This is a genomic window from Litorilituus lipolyticus (assembly GCF_006439335.1).
Lineage (GTDB): Bacteria > Pseudomonadota > Gammaproteobacteria > Enterobacterales > Alteromonadaceae > Colwellia > Colwellia lipolytica.
The window spans coordinates 50,185-70,499 of sequence record NZ_SAWY01000040.1; the positions used below are offsets into that span (position 1 = coordinate 50,185).

17 protein-coding genes and 5 tRNA genes are annotated in these 20,315 nt (G+C 37.6%); 6 read left to right on the forward strand and 16 right to left on the reverse strand.

All coding sequences use genetic code 11. The features are described from left to right. Positions 1-9 precede the first annotated feature (9 nt). The 4 genes from EPA86_RS16360 to miaB form a co-directional block, all read right to left on the reverse strand. Entirely contained in the window at positions 10-888 is an 879-nt protein-coding gene (locus tag EPA86_RS16360; RefSeq protein ID WP_140605469.1) for a CorC family transporter, read from the reverse strand. Between the two features lie 36 nt (positions 889-924). Further along, a complete protein-coding gene (gene ybeY / locus EPA86_RS16365; protein WP_140605470.1) occupies positions 925-1,392 on the reverse strand; it encodes an rRNA maturation RNase YbeY in 468 nt (155 codons plus the stop codon). Beyond that, positions 1,385-2,413, reverse strand: a complete 1,029-nt coding sequence (locus tag EPA86_RS16370) for a PhoH family protein (protein WP_140605550.1) — start codon at positions 2,411-2,413, stop codon at positions 1,385-1,387. The genes ybeY and EPA86_RS16370 overlap by 8 nt, the downstream gene beginning before the upstream one ends. A 129-nt stretch (positions 2,414-2,542) precedes the next feature. Then, positions 2,543-3,985: a tRNA (N6-isopentenyl adenosine(37)-C2)-methylthiotransferase MiaB gene (gene miaB / locus EPA86_RS16375; RefSeq protein ID WP_140605471.1), complete on the reverse strand. Its 1,443-nt coding sequence runs from the start codon at positions 3,983-3,985 to the stop codon at positions 2,543-2,545. Between the two features lie 434 nt (positions 3,986-4,419). Between miaB and EPA86_RS16380 the strand changes: the two genes are divergently transcribed. Together EPA86_RS16380 and EPA86_RS16385 are read left to right on the forward strand one after the other, a co-directional pair. Next, positions 4,420-7,569: an EAL domain-containing protein gene (locus EPA86_RS16380; protein ID WP_170309684.1), complete on the forward strand. Its 3,150-nt coding sequence runs from the start codon at positions 4,420-4,422 to the stop codon at positions 7,567-7,569. Positions 7,570-7,640: 71 nt separating this feature from the next. Continuing rightward, complete coding sequence (locus EPA86_RS16385) at positions 7,641-8,834, forward strand: FAD-dependent oxidoreductase (protein WP_140605473.1); 1,194 nt, start codon at positions 7,641-7,643, stop codon at positions 8,832-8,834. A gap of 457 nt (positions 8,835-9,291) precedes the next feature. Here the strand turns inward: EPA86_RS16385 and EPA86_RS16390 are convergent. From EPA86_RS16390 to lolB, 12 genes are all read right to left on the reverse strand, one after another. After that, positions 9,292-9,375 (reverse strand) — tRNA-Leu (locus EPA86_RS16390). A gap of 137 nt (positions 9,376-9,512) precedes the next feature. Continuing rightward, positions 9,513-9,587: transfer RNA gene (locus tag EPA86_RS16395), tRNA-Gln, on the reverse strand. 49 nt (positions 9,588-9,636) lie between these two features. After that, positions 9,637-9,711: transfer RNA gene (locus EPA86_RS16400), tRNA-Gln, on the reverse strand. A gap of 38 nt (positions 9,712-9,749) precedes the next feature. Next, positions 9,750-9,833 (reverse strand) — tRNA-Leu (locus tag EPA86_RS16405). A 31-nt stretch (positions 9,834-9,864) separates the two neighbouring features. Then, positions 9,865-9,941 (reverse strand) — tRNA-Met (locus EPA86_RS16410). 196 nt (positions 9,942-10,137) lie between these two features. Then, entirely contained in the window at positions 10,138-10,479 is a 342-nt protein-coding gene (locus tag EPA86_RS16415; RefSeq protein WP_140605474.1) for a DUF3718 domain-containing protein, read from the reverse strand. A 302-nt stretch (positions 10,480-10,781) separates the two neighbouring features. After that, positions 10,782-11,873, reverse strand: coding sequence for a redox-regulated ATPase YchF (gene ychF / locus EPA86_RS16420; protein ID WP_140605475.1), 1,092 nt, complete (start codon positions 11,871-11,873; stop codon positions 10,782-10,784). Positions 11,874-11,944: 71 nt separating this feature from the next. Then, positions 11,945-12,529 (reverse strand): aminoacyl-tRNA hydrolase, encoded by a 585-nt coding sequence (gene pth, locus EPA86_RS16425; protein ID WP_140605476.1) that lies wholly within the window; start codon positions 12,527-12,529, stop codon positions 11,945-11,947. Between the two features lie 31 nt (positions 12,530-12,560). Then, a complete protein-coding gene (locus EPA86_RS16430) occupies positions 12,561-13,181 on the reverse strand; it encodes a 50S ribosomal protein L25/general stress protein Ctc (RefSeq protein ID WP_140605477.1) in 621 nt (206 codons plus the stop codon). A gap of 315 nt (positions 13,182-13,496) precedes the next feature. After that, the gene (locus EPA86_RS16435) at positions 13,497-14,447 is read right to left on the reverse strand and encodes a ribose-phosphate pyrophosphokinase (protein ID WP_118960739.1); all 951 of its coding nucleotides are present in this window, start codon (positions 14,445-14,447) and stop codon (positions 13,497-13,499) included. Positions 14,448-14,600: 153 nt separating this feature from the next. Further along, on the reverse strand, positions 14,601-15,485 hold the full coding sequence (gene ispE, locus EPA86_RS16440; RefSeq protein ID WP_140605478.1) for a 4-(cytidine 5'-diphospho)-2-C-methyl-D-erythritol kinase: 885 nt from the start codon (positions 15,483-15,485) through the stop codon (positions 14,601-14,603). Positions 15,486-15,496: 11 nt separating this feature from the next. After that, positions 15,497-16,159 (reverse strand): lipoprotein insertase outer membrane protein LolB, encoded by a 663-nt coding sequence (gene lolB, locus EPA86_RS16445; RefSeq protein ID WP_140605479.1) that lies wholly within the window; start codon positions 16,157-16,159, stop codon positions 15,497-15,499. A gap of 309 nt (positions 16,160-16,468) precedes the next feature. On the opposite strand from lolB, the gene hemA reads away from it, so the two are divergent. The 4 genes from hemA to EPA86_RS16465 all read left to right on the forward strand — a co-directional run bounded on the left by hemA (position 16,469) and on the right by EPA86_RS16465 (position 20,260). Next, positions 16,469-17,737: a glutamyl-tRNA reductase gene (gene hemA, locus EPA86_RS16450; RefSeq protein ID WP_140605480.1), complete on the forward strand. Its 1,269-nt coding sequence runs from the start codon at positions 16,469-16,471 to the stop codon at positions 17,735-17,737. Positions 17,738-17,906: 169 nt separating this feature from the next. Continuing rightward, positions 17,907-18,995: a peptide chain release factor 1 gene (prfA, locus tag EPA86_RS16455; RefSeq protein ID WP_140605481.1), complete on the forward strand. Its 1,089-nt coding sequence runs from the start codon at positions 17,907-17,909 to the stop codon at positions 18,993-18,995. Between the two features lie 8 nt (positions 18,996-19,003). Beyond that, positions 19,004-19,864: a peptide chain release factor N(5)-glutamine methyltransferase gene (prmC, locus tag EPA86_RS16460; RefSeq protein WP_140605482.1), complete on the forward strand. Its 861-nt coding sequence runs from the start codon at positions 19,004-19,006 to the stop codon at positions 19,862-19,864. Positions 19,865-19,894: 30 nt separating this feature from the next. Beyond that, entirely contained in the window at positions 19,895-20,260 is a 366-nt protein-coding gene (locus tag EPA86_RS16465) for a SirB2 family protein (RefSeq protein WP_140605483.1), read from the forward strand. Positions 20,261-20,315 lie beyond the last annotated feature (55 nt).

Below are 20,315 nucleotides of genomic sequence, written 5' to 3' on the forward strand. Positions count from 1 at the left end.
TACTAAAGATTAGTCGTTAACTTTACCATTGATTTGGTGAGATTTATTCACAGTAACTTGCAAGGTTTGCATGCGTCTATTATCAGCTGCAAGCACCTTGAACTCAAAGTCCCCTATGGTGATAAGTTCACCTTTTTGTGGCATATGATTAAACTGGTGCAACACAATACCACCAATGGTATCGGCATCTGTTTCATCAAACTCAGAATTAAAGAACTCGTTAAAATCCTCTAGTTCAGTTAATGCTCTAACAAGGTATACAGTACCAGCAAGATGTTTGATATCTTCTTCAATCTCGTCATCGGTTTCATCTTCAATCTCACCGACAATTTGCTCTAGAATATCTTCGATTGTAATAACTCCAGAAACACCACCATATTCATCAACCACTAAGGCCATATGGTAACGGTTAGAGCGAAATTCTTTTAGTAATGGCTCTACTTTTTTACTTTCAGGAACAATAATGGCTGGTCTAATAATACTTTGTAAACTTAACTCGTCTGTCTGTTGGTTAAAACCAAAGGCAAGTAAATCTTTTGCTAATAAGATGCCATCCACATGGTCAATATCTTCATTGACTACAGGAAATCGAGAGTGGCCTGACTCTAAAATTATGGGAAGAAATTCATCAAGGTTTTGATTTCTGTCAATGGTAACCATTTGAGAGCGAGGGATCATTATGTCTCTAACTCGCATTTCAGAAACATCTAAAACCCCTTCAATCATTTGCTTTGTTTCGGGGTTGATCAATTCACGATCTTGGGCATCTAATAATACTTCGACCAATTCGTCTTTGTTCTTCGGCTCTGGCGTGAATGCTTGAATAATTTTATTCAAAATGGATTTATTGGCAGAGCCGTTACTAGAGTGGGGGTTGTCATCGCTCATAGAGCAGTTTGATATCCTATAATAGGTGAAATAACGTTAATTATTGGTTAAGTAGGGATTATCTATCCCTAATTTCGTTAAAATGGCAATTTCCAATGATTCCATTTCTTGTGCATCAGTATCACTTATATGATCAAAGCCAACTAAATGCAAGCATCCATGAATAACCATATGCGCCCAATGATCAAATAAAGCTTTATTTTGGCTTTTTGCTTCATCTGCAACTACTTGGCTACAAATGATGAGGTCACCCAGTAAGTTCAGCTCAACCCCTTCAGGCACCTCAAAAGGAAAAGATAATACGTTAGTTGTTTTATCTTTATGACGATATTGACTGTTTAGCTGTTGAATTTCAGCCCTATCAACCACCCTGATGGTTAACTCATGACTAGATTCACTGTTAATAGCTGCTGACAATGCACTATCAACCCATAGTTGAAAGTCCTCATTGGAGGGCAAATTGTTATCGCTACAAGCCAGCTGAATATCAAGGGTATTAGTCATTAGCTAAGCCTGATTGGTCGTTATTTGCGTTTTTATCATTGTCAGTTTTTTTACTATTATTTTGTTCCGCTTTAGCTTGTTGCTTTTGACGGTTTATTTTTTGTTCATGACTTTCGTAAGCTTCAACAATACGGGCAACAACTGGATGCCTAACGACATCTTTAGATTGAAAGAAGTTAAAGCTAATACCGTTAATGTCTTGTAATACTTCGATGGCGTGTCTTAAACCAGAAGATTGATGACGTGGTAAATCTATTTGGGTTATATCGCCGGTGATAACAGCACGAGAATTAAAGCCAATACGGGTTAGAAACATTTTCATTTGTTCTACCGTGGTATTTTGGCTTTCATCTAAAATGACAAAGGCATCATTCAAGGTTCTGCCACGCATATAAGCTAAGGGTGCGACTTCTATAACATTACGCTCTATGAGCTTTTCAACTTTTTCAAAGCCGAGCATTTCAAATAATGCGTCGTATAAAGGCCTTAAGTAAGGATCAATTTTTTGTGATAAGTCACCAGGTAAGAAACCTAATTTTTCTCCGGCTTCTACTGCTGGTCGAGTAAGTAAAATACGGCGAACTTCTTGACGCTCAAGGGCATCGACAGCACACGCCACAGCTAAATAGGTTTTACCTGTACCAGCAACTCCGATACCAAAGCTAATATCATTAGTAAGTATATTTTGCACATAACCTTGCTGGTTACCATTACGTGGCTTAACCATGCCACGCTTAGTTTTAATGGTAACCATGTCATCGTATTTTTCATCAAGCTTTGTGTCAGCAGTTTTAGTGTCGTCTTGCTCTAATACTTTGGCATCTAAAATAGCTAAATGTACCATTTCAGGAGTAACGGGTTTACTTTGCCCTTTAACAGTTTGCGTTTCAATATAAAGGTCTTTAAGTAATGAGATCACTGCCTGACAATTAAGATCATTGCCTACAACGGTAAAGTGGTGACCTCGGTAACTAATTTCTACGCCAAGCCTACGCTCGATAGTTTTTAAGTTATCGTCCATTGGCCCTGTTAAGTTCGCTTGACGATAGTTATCTACCGGCAATAATTCAAATTGTAGCTTGCTAGCTGTATTCGACGCTTTTGAGTAGGCTTGATTCAATCTGTTTTCCAACAATAATAAATAAACTGGTTAAGGAGTAAAGGTTGATACACCTAAATCATCTTGGTTACTTGGCTTAGCATTGTGATGGGTGTTAGCCAAAATATCAGCAGGTGAGTGAGCAATACGAAGTCCCATCTCGCTTTCTTGGCGAATTAATTCACCACGTAGAGAGTTTGAATAGACATCAGTGATTTTAACATCAACAAATTGCCCGATGACACTGTGTGGTGCTACAAAGTTGACAATACGGTTATTTTCAGTGCGTCCGCGAAGTTCCATAGGATTTTTCTTCGATGGGCCCTCAACAAGAATACGTTGCTCAGTATTTAACATTTGACGAGCAATTCGTAGCGCTTGTTGGCTAATTCTGTCTTGCAATATTTGTAAACGCTGCTTCTTTGTTTCATCACTAATATCATCAGGTAAATCAGCTGCTGGTGTACCCGGACGAGCGCTATAGATAAAACTAAAACTTAAATCGAAATCAACCGCTTTGATTAAATCCATGGTAGCGGTAAAGTCTTCATCAGTTTCTCCTGGGAAACCAATGATAAAGTCAGAAGACATGCACAGTTCAGGTCTTACTTTCTTCAACTTACGAATTTGAGATTTATATTCGAGTGCAGTATGACCACGTTTCATTTGAGTAAGAATACGATCAGCACCACTTTGTACGGGTAAGTGTAAATGGTTAACTAGTTCAGGTACGTCGGCATATGCTTCGATAATATCATCGGTAAATTCAACTGGGTGTGAAGTGGTATAACGAATGCGGTCAATGCCATCAATAGTTGCAACTAAACGCACTAAATCGGCAAATCGGCAAATACTGCCATCATGCATTTCACCACGATAAGCATTTACGTTCTGTCCTAATAAATTAACTTCGCGAACACCTTGTTCAGCAAGTTGGGCAATTTCATATAACACATCATCTAATGGTCGACTTACTTCTTCACCACGAGTGTATGGTACAACACAGAATGTACAGTATTTACTACAGCCTTCCATGATTGAAACAAAAGCACTTGCACCTTCAGCTTTAGGCTCAGGCAAGCGATCAAACTTTTCAATTTCAGGGAAACTTACATCAACAATTGGGCTACTGCTACGCTGTAATTGATTTAGCATTTCAGGCAAGCGGTGTAACGTTTGCGGGCCAAACACCATATCAACAAATGGTGCACGTTGACGTATAGCATCACCTTCTTGTGAGGCAACACAGCCACCAACACCAATAAGTAATTCGGGCTTAGTATCCTTTAGTGTCTTCCAGCGCCCTAATTGATGAAATACTTTTTCTTGCGCTTTTTCACGAATAGAGCAGGTATTTAATAAAATAACATCAGCTTCTTCAGCCTCTTCAGCTAAAGCATAACCGTGGGTTGAATCTAAAAGTTCTGCTATCTTTTGTGAGTCGTACTCATTCATTTGACAGCCCCAAGTTTTTATATATAGCTTTTTACTCATTTACTTCTACTCTATTTTGATGAAATGTCATCGGGGTTTTCGCTGATACTTGTTAAAAATTAACCAAGCACCGATAAAAGGAGGCGTATTTTATACCAATTTATGTGTGATTTCGACTTTTCCTTTAACTTATTCGTAATAGTGCAAAACTTTAAGAAAAGTTAGGCTTTTATTGGAGTAGGTTAGTGAAATAGCCCGTATTAACCTTAGTTTTTATAGTGATTTTCGTATAATTTATGTGAAGTATTATTGATGTTAAACAAGCCTTTGAACCAGCAAGGCTGCTAGTATTCCTTACTTTCTATTCTTTGCCCTAATTGACTGGATCATTAAAAATGATTTTAAAATGGAAGTGCGGTCTAAACATTAGTAAGCGTCTTAAAATATTATTATTGCTTCCTTGGCTAGTTATTTTGTATTTAGGCTTTGTACAGATGACTCAGCATATTGCAGAAATCAAGCAGGCTAGGCAAGCAAGTCTGTCTATTGATATTTCACTTCAAATTGACAAATTAATTTTTGAGCTGCAAAAAGAGCGTGGGTTAACTGAAGGTTTTTTAGGGCAAATAGATAAGCCTAATAAAACACTCCTGCATCAGCAGCGGTTAAAGACAGACCAGCAACTAGCTAAGTTTACTGCATTTAACCAAGCGATTGATTTTGAACATTTACAAATAGATACCATAGCGTCTCAATCTTTAATTCTATCGGTATATCAAGAAACAATTACTATAAGTGAAAGCCTTGCCCCTCAGCGAAAAAATATTGATGAGCGCATCGATTTAAACTACTTCAATTATTACTCTCATTTCATAGAGCAACTTTTACGGCTCATTTCACAACTGCAAGTAAATCTGCAAAACACAGAGCAAAACCGTAATAGCTTAGACTTTATTAACCTTGTTCGATTACAGGAGAAATCTGGTCAAGAGAGAGGGGCTTTAAACGGTATGTTAACTGCCGACAAAGTCACTATAAGTCAGCTTCAACAAATTATTTCGTACGGTAAATTACAAGATCAGATTATTGCTGACTTATTTGCTATTTCAAACAATCACCATCAAGACTGGTTATCAGAGCAGCTCGAATCAGAGAGTAATAAGCATGTTCTTGATATAAGAATGCGAATCAATGAGAAATTATTACGAGAAGAGTACCTTTATAAACTAGAGCATGAGTTAGGTTATGGCGGTCTAATCCATCATTTTAAAAACTATGTTATCCGTGGCGAGACAAAATACAGTCATTTATTTAGCCAGCACCATTTTGAAGCTAAAGAAGTATTAGCTAAATTTAAACGCTTACCTAACTTAACGACTACAGAAATAGCAGGCTTAAAGGTACTTGAAAATACAATTGATCAATACCAAATGCAGTTAGCAATGGCTAAGGAGTTAAAGAGTAGTGGCCAAAATATAACGTTTATTGATAATCAAGTACGTATTGATGACAGTCAGGCTATAGCTGCTATTGGGCATTTGCAGCAATATGAGCTCAATATAGATAGTGAAAAATGGTGGCAAGTGAGTAGTGAGCGTATCGATTTATTTAGAGGACTAAGTGATCACCTGAGTGCGGAAATGAAAGACCTTGCCACAAAACAGCAACAGAAGGTGACTAATATTCTCATTACTTATGTTTGCTTATTCTTAGCTATTTTTGTTGCTGTGTTGTACGTATCGTCTCGATCGATACGAATTATCATAGATAAAATCAATTATATTGCACAAGCAATGAAACAAATGCAGTTTGATCACAAGTTTAATGTACCTCTGGTAATGCATGGGCGCGATGAAATTACCGACATGGCAGTGGCATTCAACAAAATGCTAGCCGAACGTATTAAAACAGAAAGTGATTTAAAAATCTCGGCGCAAGTTTTTGAGTATGCATCAGAAGCAATTATGATCACCGATGATCAAAATAAGATAGAAATCGTCAACCCAGCATTTTGCTATATTAGCGGCTATCAACCTGATGAAGTGATTGGGAAAAATCCAAGCATTTTACGCTCGGGTAAGCACAATAAAGTTTTTTACCAAAATATGTGGCAGGAACTTGAACACAATAATTGTTGGCAAGGTGAAATTTGGAATAAGCGTAAAAGCGGAGAAATATATCCGGAATATCTTTCTATCAGTGTCGTTAGGGATGCTTCAAATAAACCATTACAATACATAAGCTTATTTTCTGATATTACAAAGCATAAAAAGTATGAAGAGGATATTTGGCGACAAGCTAATTATGATTCATTAACTGGCTTGCCTAATCGAAGCTTTTGTTTAGAGAGACTAAATGTTGAAATAAAAAACCTAGCCTTCACTCAGACTCATTTAGCTTTGCTGTTTATTGACCTTGATCGCTTTAAATATGTCAATGATACATGGGGACATCATTGCGGCGATGAGTTACTAAAATTAGCTGCGAAAAGACTTAATGAATCTATTAGAGAAACAGATATTGTGGCTCGGTTTGGTGGTGATGAATTTGTTGTTATTCTGTCTGGAATTTCCAAAAAAATCGACATTGAACGGGTAACTAAAAATATTATCAATAGTTTATCAATTCCTTTTCATTTATCTGATAGGGTCGACAGTATTTCTCATGAAGCCGTAGTATCGGCAAGCATTGGTATAACCGTGGCACCAGAAGATGGTAAAAGCGTTGATTTATTACTGAAAAATGCCGACACAGCGATGTACCAAGCTAAAGATTCAGGCAGGAATGCTTATCAATTTTTTGTTCCAAGTATGAATAAAATTGTCACTACACGCATGAAAGTGGAACAAGATTTAAGGATTGCTGTGAAGCAACAGCAATTTATTCTTCATTATCAACCTGTTGTTTCATTACTCACAGGAGAAATTATAGGTGCTGAAGCTTTACTGAGATGGCAGCATCCAAATAAAGGTCTTATTTACCCTGATTCCTTTATCAGTATTGCTGAAGAAACAGGGTTAATTGAGCCCATAGGTAAGTGGGTTATTGAGCAAGCGTGTCGGGATTTAAAAGTATGGCAAGGCATGGGGCTAAACCTGCATGTAGCGGTTAATGTGTCTAGTAAACAATGTAAGAAGTCCTGTGATACGCCTATATCAACAGTTATTCAGCAAGCTTTACAAGTAAACAACGTATTAGCACAGTATCTGAAAGTTGAAATAACGGAAAGTTTATTAATGGATAACTCCCAAGATATGATTGGCACCTTGCAAAGCATTAGAGATTTGGGGGTAGCCATCCACATGGATGATTTTGGTACAGGTTATTCATCGTTAAGCTATTTAAAGCAATTCCCTATTGATGTTTTGAAAATTGACAGAGCATTTATCGAAGGGGCTGTAGACGATATTACTGATGCTAATTTAGTTAAAGCGGTTGTACTTATTGGTCATAGTTTACGTTTAAAACTTGTTGGTGAAGGTATTGAAACTAAAGAACATCTTGAATTTTTAAAATCCTTAGGCTGTGATTATGGCCAAGGTTACTTTATTTCAAAGCCATTATTTTTTGAAAATTTTATAACCTTTTGTCAGCAAAAAAACAAAAATTCATCAGTTATTGATGAGCAAGTTGAAATCCCTTGATAAATTCATCGAATTTACTGAGCAGCAACGTTAGAATGTAACTCAGTTATTTAAGTCTTTAAGTGCGGTTTATGGAAAATTTTGATTGTGTCGTGATTGGTGGTGGGATGGTAGGAGCCGCTAGTGCTCTTAGTCTTGCTCAATTAGGATTAAAAGTTGCGGTTGTTGAGAAGTTTCCAGCGAAAGCATTTTCTGCCAGTCAAGCGCTAGACCTTCGTGTTTCCGCCATTTCATTAGCATCACAACACTTATTAACCCAACTTGGCTGTTGGCCGCAAATTAGGCAATGGCGTTGTTGCCCTTATAAACGTCTCGGGGTATGGGAAAGTGATACTAGCTACGTAGAATTTAATGCCCAAGAGATAAATGAAGAGAATTTAGGTCATATCATTGAGAATAGAATAATCCAGCTTTCTTTATGGCAGCAAATATCAAATCATGTTGGTATTACTTTATATTGTCCTGAAAGCTTGCAGCACATAGAGCAACATGAAGACTATAGTTTGATTAACCTTTCAACGAGCCAATTGAAGGCTAAATTAATTATTGGAGCTGATGGCGCAAATTCCTTTGTGCGAGCACAGGCTGGTATTGGTATAACAGGTTGGGATTATAATCAATCAGCCATGTTAATTAATGTTGAAACGGCGCTGACTCAACAAGATATTACTTGGCAGCAATTTCTAACTTCTGGCCCTGTGGCATTTTTACCGCTTCCTGGAGAAAGTGATTTAGGAGGATATGCCTCGTTAGTTTGGTATGACAGTAAAGAGAAGATTAATCAGCTGTCAGCAATGAGTAATAAACAACTTCAGCAAGCCGTTATAGCGCATTTTCCAAAACGTTTAGGAAGTATAAATGTTATAGATAAAGCGGCTTTCCCTTTAACTAGACGTCATGCTAATACGTATCAAAACCATCGCATAATACTTGTAGGTGATGCAGCTCACACCATTAACCCACTTGCTGGGCAAGGTGTGAACCTTGGCTTTAAAGATGTTAAGGCACTTCAAACGACTATTGCAGATGCAATAGCCTCAGGAAAGAGCTGGCATGATCCAATTGTATTAAAGGGCTACGAAAAGCTAAGAAGGGCAGATAACCTGCTTATGATGTCGACTATGGATGCACTTTACGCAACCTTTAGTCACCCATCTATACTTGTTAAGACCGCTCGTAATACCGCGTTTATGGCGCTTAATAAGTTACCTTTCTTAAATAACACAGTGAAAAGTAAAGCCCTTGCTTATGCATGCGGTTTATAAAATACTTGTGAAAGGCTGATTTATATTGATAAGGGTAAGGTATTGATAATAGCATAGGGAGATATTTGAACTCTCACATCAAAGATACTGGAACCGTACATATCTAACATCAGCAGCGCGTATACCAATCTCTACAGATAGAGATAAGTTGATGTTTTGGAATACAAAATAGAATATAAGGAAATGGTACGGGAGGAGAGACTTGAACTCTCACATCAAAGATACTGGAACCGTACATATCTAACATCAGCAGCGCGTATACCAATCTCTACAGATAGAGTTAAGTTGATGTTTTGGAATACAAAATAGAATATAAGGAAATGGTACGGGAGGAGAGACTTGAACTCTCACATCAAAGATACTGGAGCCGTACATATCTAACATCAGCAGCGCGTATACCAATCTCTACAGATAGAGATAGTTTATGTTTTGGAATACAAAATTGAATATAAGGAAATGGTACGGGAGGAGAGACTTGAACTCTCACATCAAAGATACTGGAACCTAAATCCAGCGCGTCTACCAATTCCGCCACTCCCGCATAGTAGAAAGTTTTTATAGAGACTTGAACTCTGGCATTTGAAAACTGAACCTAATTTGTAGAAGGAGTCAGCAAATCTAATGGTTATTTATTCCGTCACTTTAGAGATAGTTAAAGTGTTTTATTTGGAATGAAAGTGGCAGGGGTAAGAGGATTTGAACCTCTGAATGACGGGATCAAAACCCGCTGCCTTACCGCTTGGCTATACCCCTGCAGAAATCATTTTGTAATTACATTGGATTCTTTTGAATTGAAAAGAAGTGGCAGGGGTAAGAGGATTTGAACCTCTGAATGACGGGATCAAAACCCGCTGCCTTACCGCTTGGCTATACCCCTGCAATGTACTTACTTTTTACAACTTACGTTGTTAGAAATGGTACGGGAGGAGAGACTTGAACTCTCACATCAAAGATACTGGAACCTAAATCCAGCGCGTCTACCAATTCCGCCACTCCCGCATTTCTAAATTCACATAATCCTTATGTGAAATGGTGGCTACACCGGGATTTGAACCTGGGACCCCATCATTATGAGTGATGTGCTCTAACCAGCTGAGCTATGTAGCCTTTCCAACCTGCTCTGTAGCAAGTGCGGCGTATTATGCTAATCTGCTTTGCTTTCGTCAACCGTTTTTTTCGAAAAAATGCGACTTTTTGTTTGTTTGGCTACTGAGTGCTCAATTTGACCGATAACTATGCAAAAAAAATAAAAAAAACGAATAACCAGCAATTCGATTATTCGCTTTTAGTAATATTTTGCTATTTATCTTTCTCGTGCTTCTTCTGCTAAGTGAGCAGAATATTTCGCTAAGTTATCAATTTCTGGTTTAACTTTTTTTGCTGGTAGCTTACCAATAATAAATTCACCTACTTCAAGTGCTTTTGATTTAGCTGAAAAAATAAGTAAGTTGTCGCCATTACATTCTAGACCATCATATATATTGCGAATCTTTAACTTGTTTTGCTTTAAAAATGATCTTAAACGACTTTTGTCGTTGGCTTGAACGTATTCACAAATTCGAAGTGAAATGTTGTCTGCTTTAGCCGGCACAGCGGTAAGTGTACTGGCTGCTAGGATTGTTGAAAGTAAAATAACTTTTTTCATTATTCACCCTTATTATTAATTTTTAAGAATTTCTTTTTACACAGAAAGTGTAGACCATAATTGTGTATTATTTCTAAATGGACAAAATTGATTATTGCGCCCATCATTTCGTATCACATTTTTCGGGGGCGATTGTAGGTAATTTTTATTGTAAAACAAGAGTTATTTGTTGTTTTACAGGAGTTTTGTTGTGAATATACTTTTTATAGACAAGTTATTTACACGGCCTTAACGTATGTGGTGTTAGGCATAAAAAAAGCTAACTGAATTCAGTTAGCTTTTTTAAGTGCTTATTGCTTTATTTACACATTAAAGCGGAAATGAACAACATCACCATCTTTAACTAGGTAATCTTTACCTTCAAGGCGCCATTTACCTGCTTCTTTAGCACCAGATTCACCGTTAAATTCAATAAAATCATTATAGCTAACCACTTCTGCGCGGATAAAACCTTTTTCAAAGTCGGTATGAATCACACCAGCAGCTTGTGGCGCAGTAGCATTTTGCTTAACAGTCCATGCTCTTACTTCTTTTACACCAGCAGTAAAGTAGGTTTGTAAGCTAAGTAAACCATAGCCAGAGTTAATGACTCGATTTAAACCTGGCTCTTCTAGCCCCATTTCAGCCATAAACTCAACGCGATCTTCCTCGTCCATCTCTGAAAGCTCACCTTCTATTTCAGCACATACTGCAACAACAACAGCACCTTCTTTTTCAGCAATTTCTTTTACAATGTCTAAGTAAGGGTTATCTTCAAAGCCATCATCATTTACATTGGCAATGTACATGGTCGGTTTAACTGTTAAAAAGTTAAGGTATTTAACAGCTGCTAATTCTTCTTTAGATAGTTCTAAAGAACGAATCATATTGCCTTCTTCAACGTGCTTGAGGATTTTTTCAAGGACAGGTAACTCAAACTTTGCTTCTTTGTCGCCGCCTTTAGCACGTTTGGTTTGACGTAAAATTGCTCTTTCTGCGGTATCCATATCGGCTAAAGCTAACTCAGTATTGATGACATCAATGTCATCTGACGGACTAATTTTGTTTGCAACATGGATGATGTTGTCATTTTCAAAACAACGAACAACATGACCTATAGCATCTGTTTCTCGGATATTGGCTAGGAACTTATTACCTAAACCTTCACCTTTTGAAGCACCTGCTACTAAGCCCGCGATATCTACAAACTCCATGGTCGTAGGTATTACACGTTCAGGATTAACAATATTGGCTAATTTGTCTAAACGAGGATCAGGCACAGGAACAACACCTGTATTTGGCTCTATAGTACAGAAAGGGAAGTTAGCTGCTTCTATACCTGCTTTGGTGAGTGCGTTGAATAGTGTTGACTTACCTACATTAGGTAAACCGACGATGCCACATTTAAATCCCATAATTATTACCTACAGTTGTGTTTTTTACGTTTCTCTCGTCGTGACGAAACCACGAGAAAACAAGTGTTTTTTTATTGTGCTTTAAAAGCGTGTAAACGCTGTTGGGCTTTGGTTAAGCCATCTTTTTGCCAAACATCAAAGCAACGACTCGCTTCATCAACAGCTTCGTCAATAAGCGCTTGTTCTGTTGCAGGCGCTTTGCCTAGTACATGGCCCGTCACTTTATCTCTATGACCTGGGTGACCTATGCCAATTCTAAGACGATAGAAGTCTTTATTATTTGCCATGCGAGCAATAATGTCTTTCAGACCATTATGACCACCATGACCACCACCTTGCTTTATTTTTACTGTGCCAGGTAGCATATCCATTTCATCGTGAGCAACTAAGATATTGTCTACATCTATACGAAAAAAGTTAGCTAAAGGGGCTACGGCCTGACCACTACGATTCATAAAGGTTGTAGGGATCAATAAGTGTACTACATCATTACCTATGATGCCTTTACCGTATAATCCAGAATATTTTTTTTCGGGGCGAAGTGTGATGTTGTTGCGTCGTGCTAGTTCTTCAACAAACCAGACACCAGCATTGTGGCGAGTTCTTGTATATTCGGGGCCTGGATTACCAAGCCCCGCAATTAGTTTAATAGTCATTATTTTAAATTAAATAAATATATTAAAACTATTATTCAGCTGCTGCTTCTTCTTCAGCTTCATCTTCGTCACTTGCTTTACCTTTCGGAGCATTAGCAGTAACTACTGCTTGGTCGTGACTTTCACCTTTTGCTAATTCGTCAGAAGTAACGCCCGCTGGGAATACTACGTCAGATAAATGTAATGTTTGACCAAGTTCAAGACCAGCTAAGTCAATTTCGATGTACTCAGGTAAGTCTTTTGGTAAACAAGAAATAGCAATTTCATTGATGTGGTGAGCAATGCTAGCACCTGTTTTCGCTGCTACGTCTTCGTTTAAGAAGTGAACAGGAACGTTAGTGTGAACAGCGTGCTTAGCATCGATACGGATGAAATCTAAGTGCATGATAACGTCTTTGTATGGGTGACGTTGCATGTCTTTGATAAGACACTCAACCGCTTTACCATCAACGTTTAATGTTAAAACGTGTGAGTAGAATGCTTCTTCTTGTTGTGCACGGTAAACATTTTTGTGTTCTAACGTTAAAGAAACAGGCTCTTGGCCTTCACCGTAAAGGATAGCAGGAACTTTATTCGCGTGACGTAGGCGGCGGCTCGCACCTTTCCCTAAGTCTGTACGTACTTCTGCATCCAAAGTAAATAAATCAGTCATTGTTTAATACTCTTTATATAAAATAAAATTAGACCTTGCTTTTTGCGACCAAAAACAAGGAGATATGCTCTTTTTTTGAGTGAATAACTTAGCAAATAATTGAAAAGGCTTCACTACAGATAAAAAAGGCGCCGAATAATAACACTTCATGAAGGCTATTGCTATTGAATGTTTAATTATTAATGAAATATTTTATAGGGGGCGCTTCTCAATTGCTTGTTGAGTGGTTGCTGAAGGAAGTTAGAGGGGGAAATAAAAAGCCAACATGAAATGTTGGCTTTTAGTCGATTTATTTAAAGACAAATAACGTAAATATTATGAGTTTTCAAACATCGCAGAAATAGATTCTTCGTTACATACGCGACGAATTGCTTCACTTAACATACCGCTTAATGTTAATTGGCGAACCATTTTAAGTTTTTTGATTTCTTTTGATAATGGAATTGAATCTGTCACAACCACTTCATCAATGACTGAGTTTTTAAGGTTCTCAGCAGCGTTACCCGAAAGAACAGGGTGAGTAGCATAGGCAATTACACGCTTAGCACCATGTTCTTTTAGTGCTTCTGCAGCTTTTGCTAATGTGCCGCCTGTATCAATCATGTCATCAACAATAATACAGTCACGACCTTCAACTTCACCAATAATATGCATAACTTGTGCTACGTTTGCTTTAGGGCGACGTTTGTCGATGATGGCTAAATCTGTATCATCAAGTAATTTTGCCACAGCACGCGCACGAACAACACCACCAATATCAGGCGAAACCACTACAGGGTTGTCCAATTCGCGGTTTTTCATATCTTCTAAAAGAATTGGTGTACCAAATACGTTATCTACAGGTACATCGAAGAAGCCTTGAATTTGTTCTGCATGTAAGTCAACCGTTAAAACGCGGTCAACACCAACACTTGATAAGAAGTCTGCAACAACTTTAGCAGTAATTGGTACACGAGCACTACGTACACGTCTATCTTGGCGAGCATAACCAAAGTAAGGAATAACCGCGGTAATACGACCTGCAGATGCACGACGTAATGCGTCAATCATTACAATTAACTCCATTAGGTTATCATTGGTAGGAGCACAAGTTGATTGCACAATGAAAACATCTGAACCACGAACGTTTTCCGTGATTTCAAAGCTAATTTCACCATCACTAAAACTGCCTACTTTGGCTTCGCCTAAAGTAATATATAGGCGATTAGCAATTTCTTTGGCCAGTTCAGGGGTGGCATTACCCGCAAAGATCTTCATGTCAGGCACAGTCAGTTCCTCAGAAACTTTTGACATTAATATTATACTTAAATGCACTTGGTAAAATGCATTCAAGCACTACTAAAACAGAGTTAACTTTAGAAGTTATCAAAGTACTTCGCAAATTATCCTCAGTAAACTTTTCAGTATTCTTTTATCAATTTAGCGTAATTGATAACTTTCCATTTTACTTAGTAAAGGAGACTTATTGACTCCTTTTGCGACAAATGAGCTTACTCCCTCAGGGAGTTTTTCCTGTATATCGCGCGCCATTGCTTGACTAGAACAACGCGTAAAGATACACGCACCAGTTCCGGTCATTCTTGACGGCGCGTATTCTATCAACCAAGCCAGTAGCTTGGCAACCTCACTGTAGTGATTTATTACCATGGTTTGACAATCATTATGGAATATATCATTAGTAAATACATCGCTCATTAATTCATCAGGCGATAGTGAGGGAGTATTTCGCGGTAAGTCTTTTGCAGTAAATACACTTTGAGTCGAAATACTGCAATTAGGTTTGCTGATCAAATACCAGCTTTCTTCAGGTGTTATTGTGACTACTTTTTCACCAACACCTTGGGCAAAAGCAGAAAAGCCATGAATGAAAATAGGCACGTCGGCGCCTAGCGATAAGCCTAACTCGGCAAGTTTCTCGGTTGAATGGTTGCATTGCCAAAGGCTATTGAGTGCTAATAAAATGGTTGCGGCATTGGAAGAGCCACCGCCTAAACCCCCGCCCATTGGTAATACTTTTTTGACACTGATATTTACACCAAGAGGATTGTTAGAAGCACTCGCCTTTAATAGCTGTGCTGCCTTAACAATTAAGTTGTCTTTATTGGGTACATTAGTTATTGGCGTCAGTAAATTAATTTCATCGCTATCAGTAACTTCTAAAGTTAAAGTATCGCCATAATCGAGGAATTGGAATAAGGTTTCTAATTCATGGTAGCCATCATTACGTCTACCAATGATATGTAGAAATAAATTTAGTTTAGCTGGAGAAGGTAATTCGAAAGTTTGATTAATATACGAGGTCATAGAGTGATTCTTTAGGAGTTAACTTGCCACTTATCGATTGCTATTTTAATAGTTAAATTTTTTGTTTTGATAGTAAATTTAGTAGCCAGAGCAATATTGTTGACCATTTTATAGCGACTGTAATTAATATGCCATTGTTGCTGTTGACCATATGCATTAGCTAATGAGCTTGTTAACGTTTTTGGTAATGCGGTTTGATCATCATAGGTGATGAAATCATGTTCAGTGTCATAGGGAGTACCTTTTAGCCAATAACTTAATGCTTTTGTAGGCAAGGTTAGCCCTGTTAACTCTTCAATGAGTAAGTCGAGGTTTTCACCGTGATATTTTTTACCATCAATCTTTAACGTGTGGTGATTTTTTTCAGAATTAAGTTGAAGAACAGTAATGCCAAGGTAACTTGACAAATTTAGTTGCTGACTCGGAATATTTTCATCCATAGACCAATATAAATTTACACGTTCGCGTTCTTCACCTTGAAAAAAAGCAATCTTTCCTGATAATTTCCATAATGAGACATTATTCAGTTGCTCAAATCGTTGTTGAGCAGGGATATTAGTCGTTATAGGCTCGTCAACTCGTAAAGTAGAGCAGGCTGTTAAAAATAAAAAACATGATAGAGAGAGAATTTTAAACAAAGAACTAACAGGTGAGTTAGCTTTATATATAGTCATTTGAATAATCAAAAAAATAATTTTAGCTATTGGAACACAGGCATTGCTGATGTTCAAGATTAGGATGAGCTTAGTGATTGGTTATAATTTATGGAGTTTTTATCACAGATCATAGTTTATTAACAAAACCTGAGTAATAATAGGGAAATACCCTGATGACTGGGGTATAATGAACAAATAGATAATTTTTTAAGGTTTTGAGATTTAAAGTAGAGTGACTTTAATCACATCAAAGCATTAAATAGCATAAAGATTAAATGTAGCGGCTATAAACAAAAGCTGGCTACTTAGAAAGATAGGTTAATTATTTTGTCCATTGTTGCCGTTGGAATCAATCATAAAACTGCACCCGTTGCTGTGCGAGAGAAAATATCTTTTAACCCAGATAACCTCTCTATTGCTTTGCAAGAAATGTTGAATGAAGTTCAATGTAAAGAAGTTGCTATACTCTCGACTTGTAATCGAACTGAATTATATTTAGTGCAAGATGGTGATGTTGAACAAACGCAAGAACGCTTAGTTCAGTGGCTAGAAAATTATCATAACGTACCCGCATCAACTATTTTACCTAGCCTTTATTGGCACCAAGACCAGCAAGCCGTTAATCATATGATGCGTGTAGCGTGTGGCCTTGACTCATTAGTATTGGGTGAGCCACAAATCCTTGGTCAAATGAAGCAAGCATACAGCCAAGCTAAGGCTGCAGGTTCTATGGCACTTGTCATGGACAGATTGTTCCAGCGTACTTTTGGTGTTGCTAAACAAGTTCGTACTGAAACGGAGATTGGTGCGAGTGCTGTATCGGTAGCTTTTGCCTCTGTTAATTTAGCAAAGCATATTTTTGCCAGCCTCGAAAAAGCCAGAGTACTGTTAGTGGGTGCTGGTGAAACAATTGAGCTTGTGGCAAAACATTTATATGAAAACAATGTTGGTAAAATTACTGTAGCCAATCGTACTATTGCTAGGGCCGAGAATATGGCAAAGCAAATTGGTGCAGATGTGATTACTTTAGCGCAAATTCCTGAGCAGATGTGTCATGCTGATATTGTGATAAGTTCAACGGGTTCTACCTTACCTATTATTGGTAAAGGTATGGTTGAGCAAGCTTTGGTAACACGCAAACATAAGCCTATTTTTATGGTTGATTTGGCGGTACCAAGAGATATAGAAGAACAAGTGTCAGAATTAGAAGATGTGTTTTTATATACTGTTGATGACTTGCAAAGCATCATTGCAAAAAATATAGAAAATCGTCGCAAAGCAGCAGTTCAAGCTGAAGGTATTGTAAATACTCAGTCAGACAACTTTATGTCTTGGCTTCGTGGTTTAAATACTCAAGATACTGTTATTAGTTATAGAAAACAATGTTTGGCACATCGAGACCAATTGCTTGAAAAAGCACTGGTACAATTGAAAAACGGTAAGAATTCAGAAGCTGTCGTTGCTGAACTTGCCACGAAACTATCAAATAAGTTTATGCATGCACCAACTAGTGCTTTGCAATCTGCGGCACAAGGTGGTGAACTAGATAAGCTACTTTATTTACGTGATATCTTTCAAATAGATCAACAAGACTAAATGACACACGAGATGAGTTTATCGTGTGTTATTTGCTTTTGTAACTTTCCAATTAAAATCTCCCTGTAAATATTCATTCACAGCATTACTGTGCTAGAATAGCGGCAATTTTTGTTAATTGTGATAAATACAATTAACCGTTACCCGTTTAAAAGATAAGATATTATTCATGAAAGCCTCTGTTTATCAAAAGCTCGAAGTATTAGTCGAGCGTTTCGAAGAAGTACAAGCCCTATTATCAGATCCTGATACCATCAATGATCAGGACAAGTTTCGTGCTTTATCTCAAGAATTCAAACAACTTGAAGAAGTGACACAAACTTTTAACGACTATAAAAGTGCAGAAGACGATTTTGCAACGGCTGAGCTGATGCTTAAGGATGATGATCCTGATATGCGAGAAATGGCTCAAGAAGAGTTTAAAGAAGCTAAGAAAGCTGTTGCAGATATTGCCGATCAATTGCAAATATTATTATTACCTCGTGATCCCAATGATGACAATAACTGTTTTGTTGAAATTAGAGCAGGTGCAGGTGGTGATGAGGCAGCCATTTTTGTTGGTGATTTATTTCGAATGTACAGCCGTTATGCTGAAAAGCAAGGCTGGAAAATAGATGTCATGAACAGTAATGAAAGCGAGCAGGGCGGCTTTAAAGAATTAATCATGAAGGTTAATGGTGAAGGTGTTTATGGGCAGATGAAGTTTGAGTCAGGCGGACATCGTGTTCAACGTGTCCCTGAAACAGAATCTCAAGGTCGTGTCCATACTTCTGCCTGTACTGTCGTGGTAATGCCTGAAATTCCTGAGTCACAAGCCATTGAAATCAACAAAGCTGATTTAAAGGTTGATACTTTTAGAGCTTCAGGTGCGGGTGGTCAGCACGTTAACAAAACGGATTCTGCCATTCGTATCACTCATATTCCAACAGGTGTTGTTGTAGAGTGTCAAGATCAACGTTCTCAGCATAAAAACAGAGCGCAAGCGATGTCTGTGTTACAAGCTCGCTTACAACAAGCAGAAGATGAAAAACGTCGTAGTGAAGAAGAGTCTTCGCGTCGCAGCTTAGTCGCAAGTGGTGATCGTTCTGAGCGAATTCGTACTTATAATTTCCCGCAAGGGCGTATGAGTGATCATCGAATCAATTTAACCTTATACAGGTTAAATGAAATCATGGAAGGTAACTTACAATTAGTAATGGAGCCTATTATGCAAGAAAACCAAGCAGATTTATTAGCTGAGCTTGCAGAGCAAGAATAACGTTTAATATGTCTATTAGCGTTTCTTCAATTGCTGAGTTATCTGAATATGGCAAACAACAATTATTGTCACATTCAGATAGCGCACAATTAGACAGTAATATATTACTTTGTCATGTTATAAATAAAGATCTTAGCTATTTATATACATGGCCCGAAAAAAAACTTTCACTTAATGAATACGAAAAGTTCATCGAACTGCTTAATCGTCGCATTGAGGGGGAGCCCATTGCCTATATAGTTGGTATAAAGGAGTTTTGGTCGTTACCTCTACTCGTTTCTCCAGCTACCTTAATCCCTCGACCTGATACTGAAACACTTGTTGAATTGGTACTTGAATTATTTCAAGGCCAGAAGAACTTTGATTGCTTAGATTTGGGTACGGGAACAGGTGCCATTGCATTGGCATTGGCCTCTGAAAATACTTCTTGGAAAGTTGATGCAGTAGATTTTAATGATGAGGCAGTGAGTTTAGCCAAACTCAATGCAGAACGATTAAAAATTGCCAATGTAAATGTATTTCAAAGTAACTGGTACAGTAATGTGGCTAACGAAAAGAAATACAATATCATTGTAACTAACCCGCCATATATTGACGAGCATGATCAACACTTGGCGCAGGGCGATGTTAGATTCGAGCCAAAATCAGCGCTTGTTGCACAAGAGCAAGGGTTAAGTGATATAAAAGTTATCGTTGAAAACGCAAAGCAGCATTTAAAGCCTAATGGCTCATTGTTTATTGAACACGGTTTTGAACAAGGTGTATTAGTTTGTGATATATTGTCAGGCTTTGGTTATCAAAATGCACAAACTGTTACAGATTTAAATGGTCAAGATAGAATAAGCTGGGCCGTTTATTCAAATGAATAGATTAACCCCTCTTTATTGCAAGGAATTTTAATGTTTAAACATCTTCATATGACACTTGCACTGATAAGTGTCATCTTATTTAGTTTACGTTTTATTTGGACGCTAATTAATTCAAACCAATTACAAAAAAAATGGGTGAAAATCACTCCGCATATAATTGATACGTTATTACTCTGTGTGGGTGCTTATATGGCATATCAATACAGTATGAGCCCTTTTGAACACCTATGGTTGGGCGAAAAATTATTGGCATTAGTCGCCTACATTTTTACGGGTTATTACACCTTAAAACTAGCTCGAAATAGAAGCATGCAAATTATTGGTTATTTAGGTGCTATGGGTTGGATAATGCTGATTTATAGATTAGCAGTAACACGTGAAGCAATGTTCTTCTAAATCAGAATAGTAGAAAATTGAACCCGCGTTAATTAAGAATATTGATAGAAATATT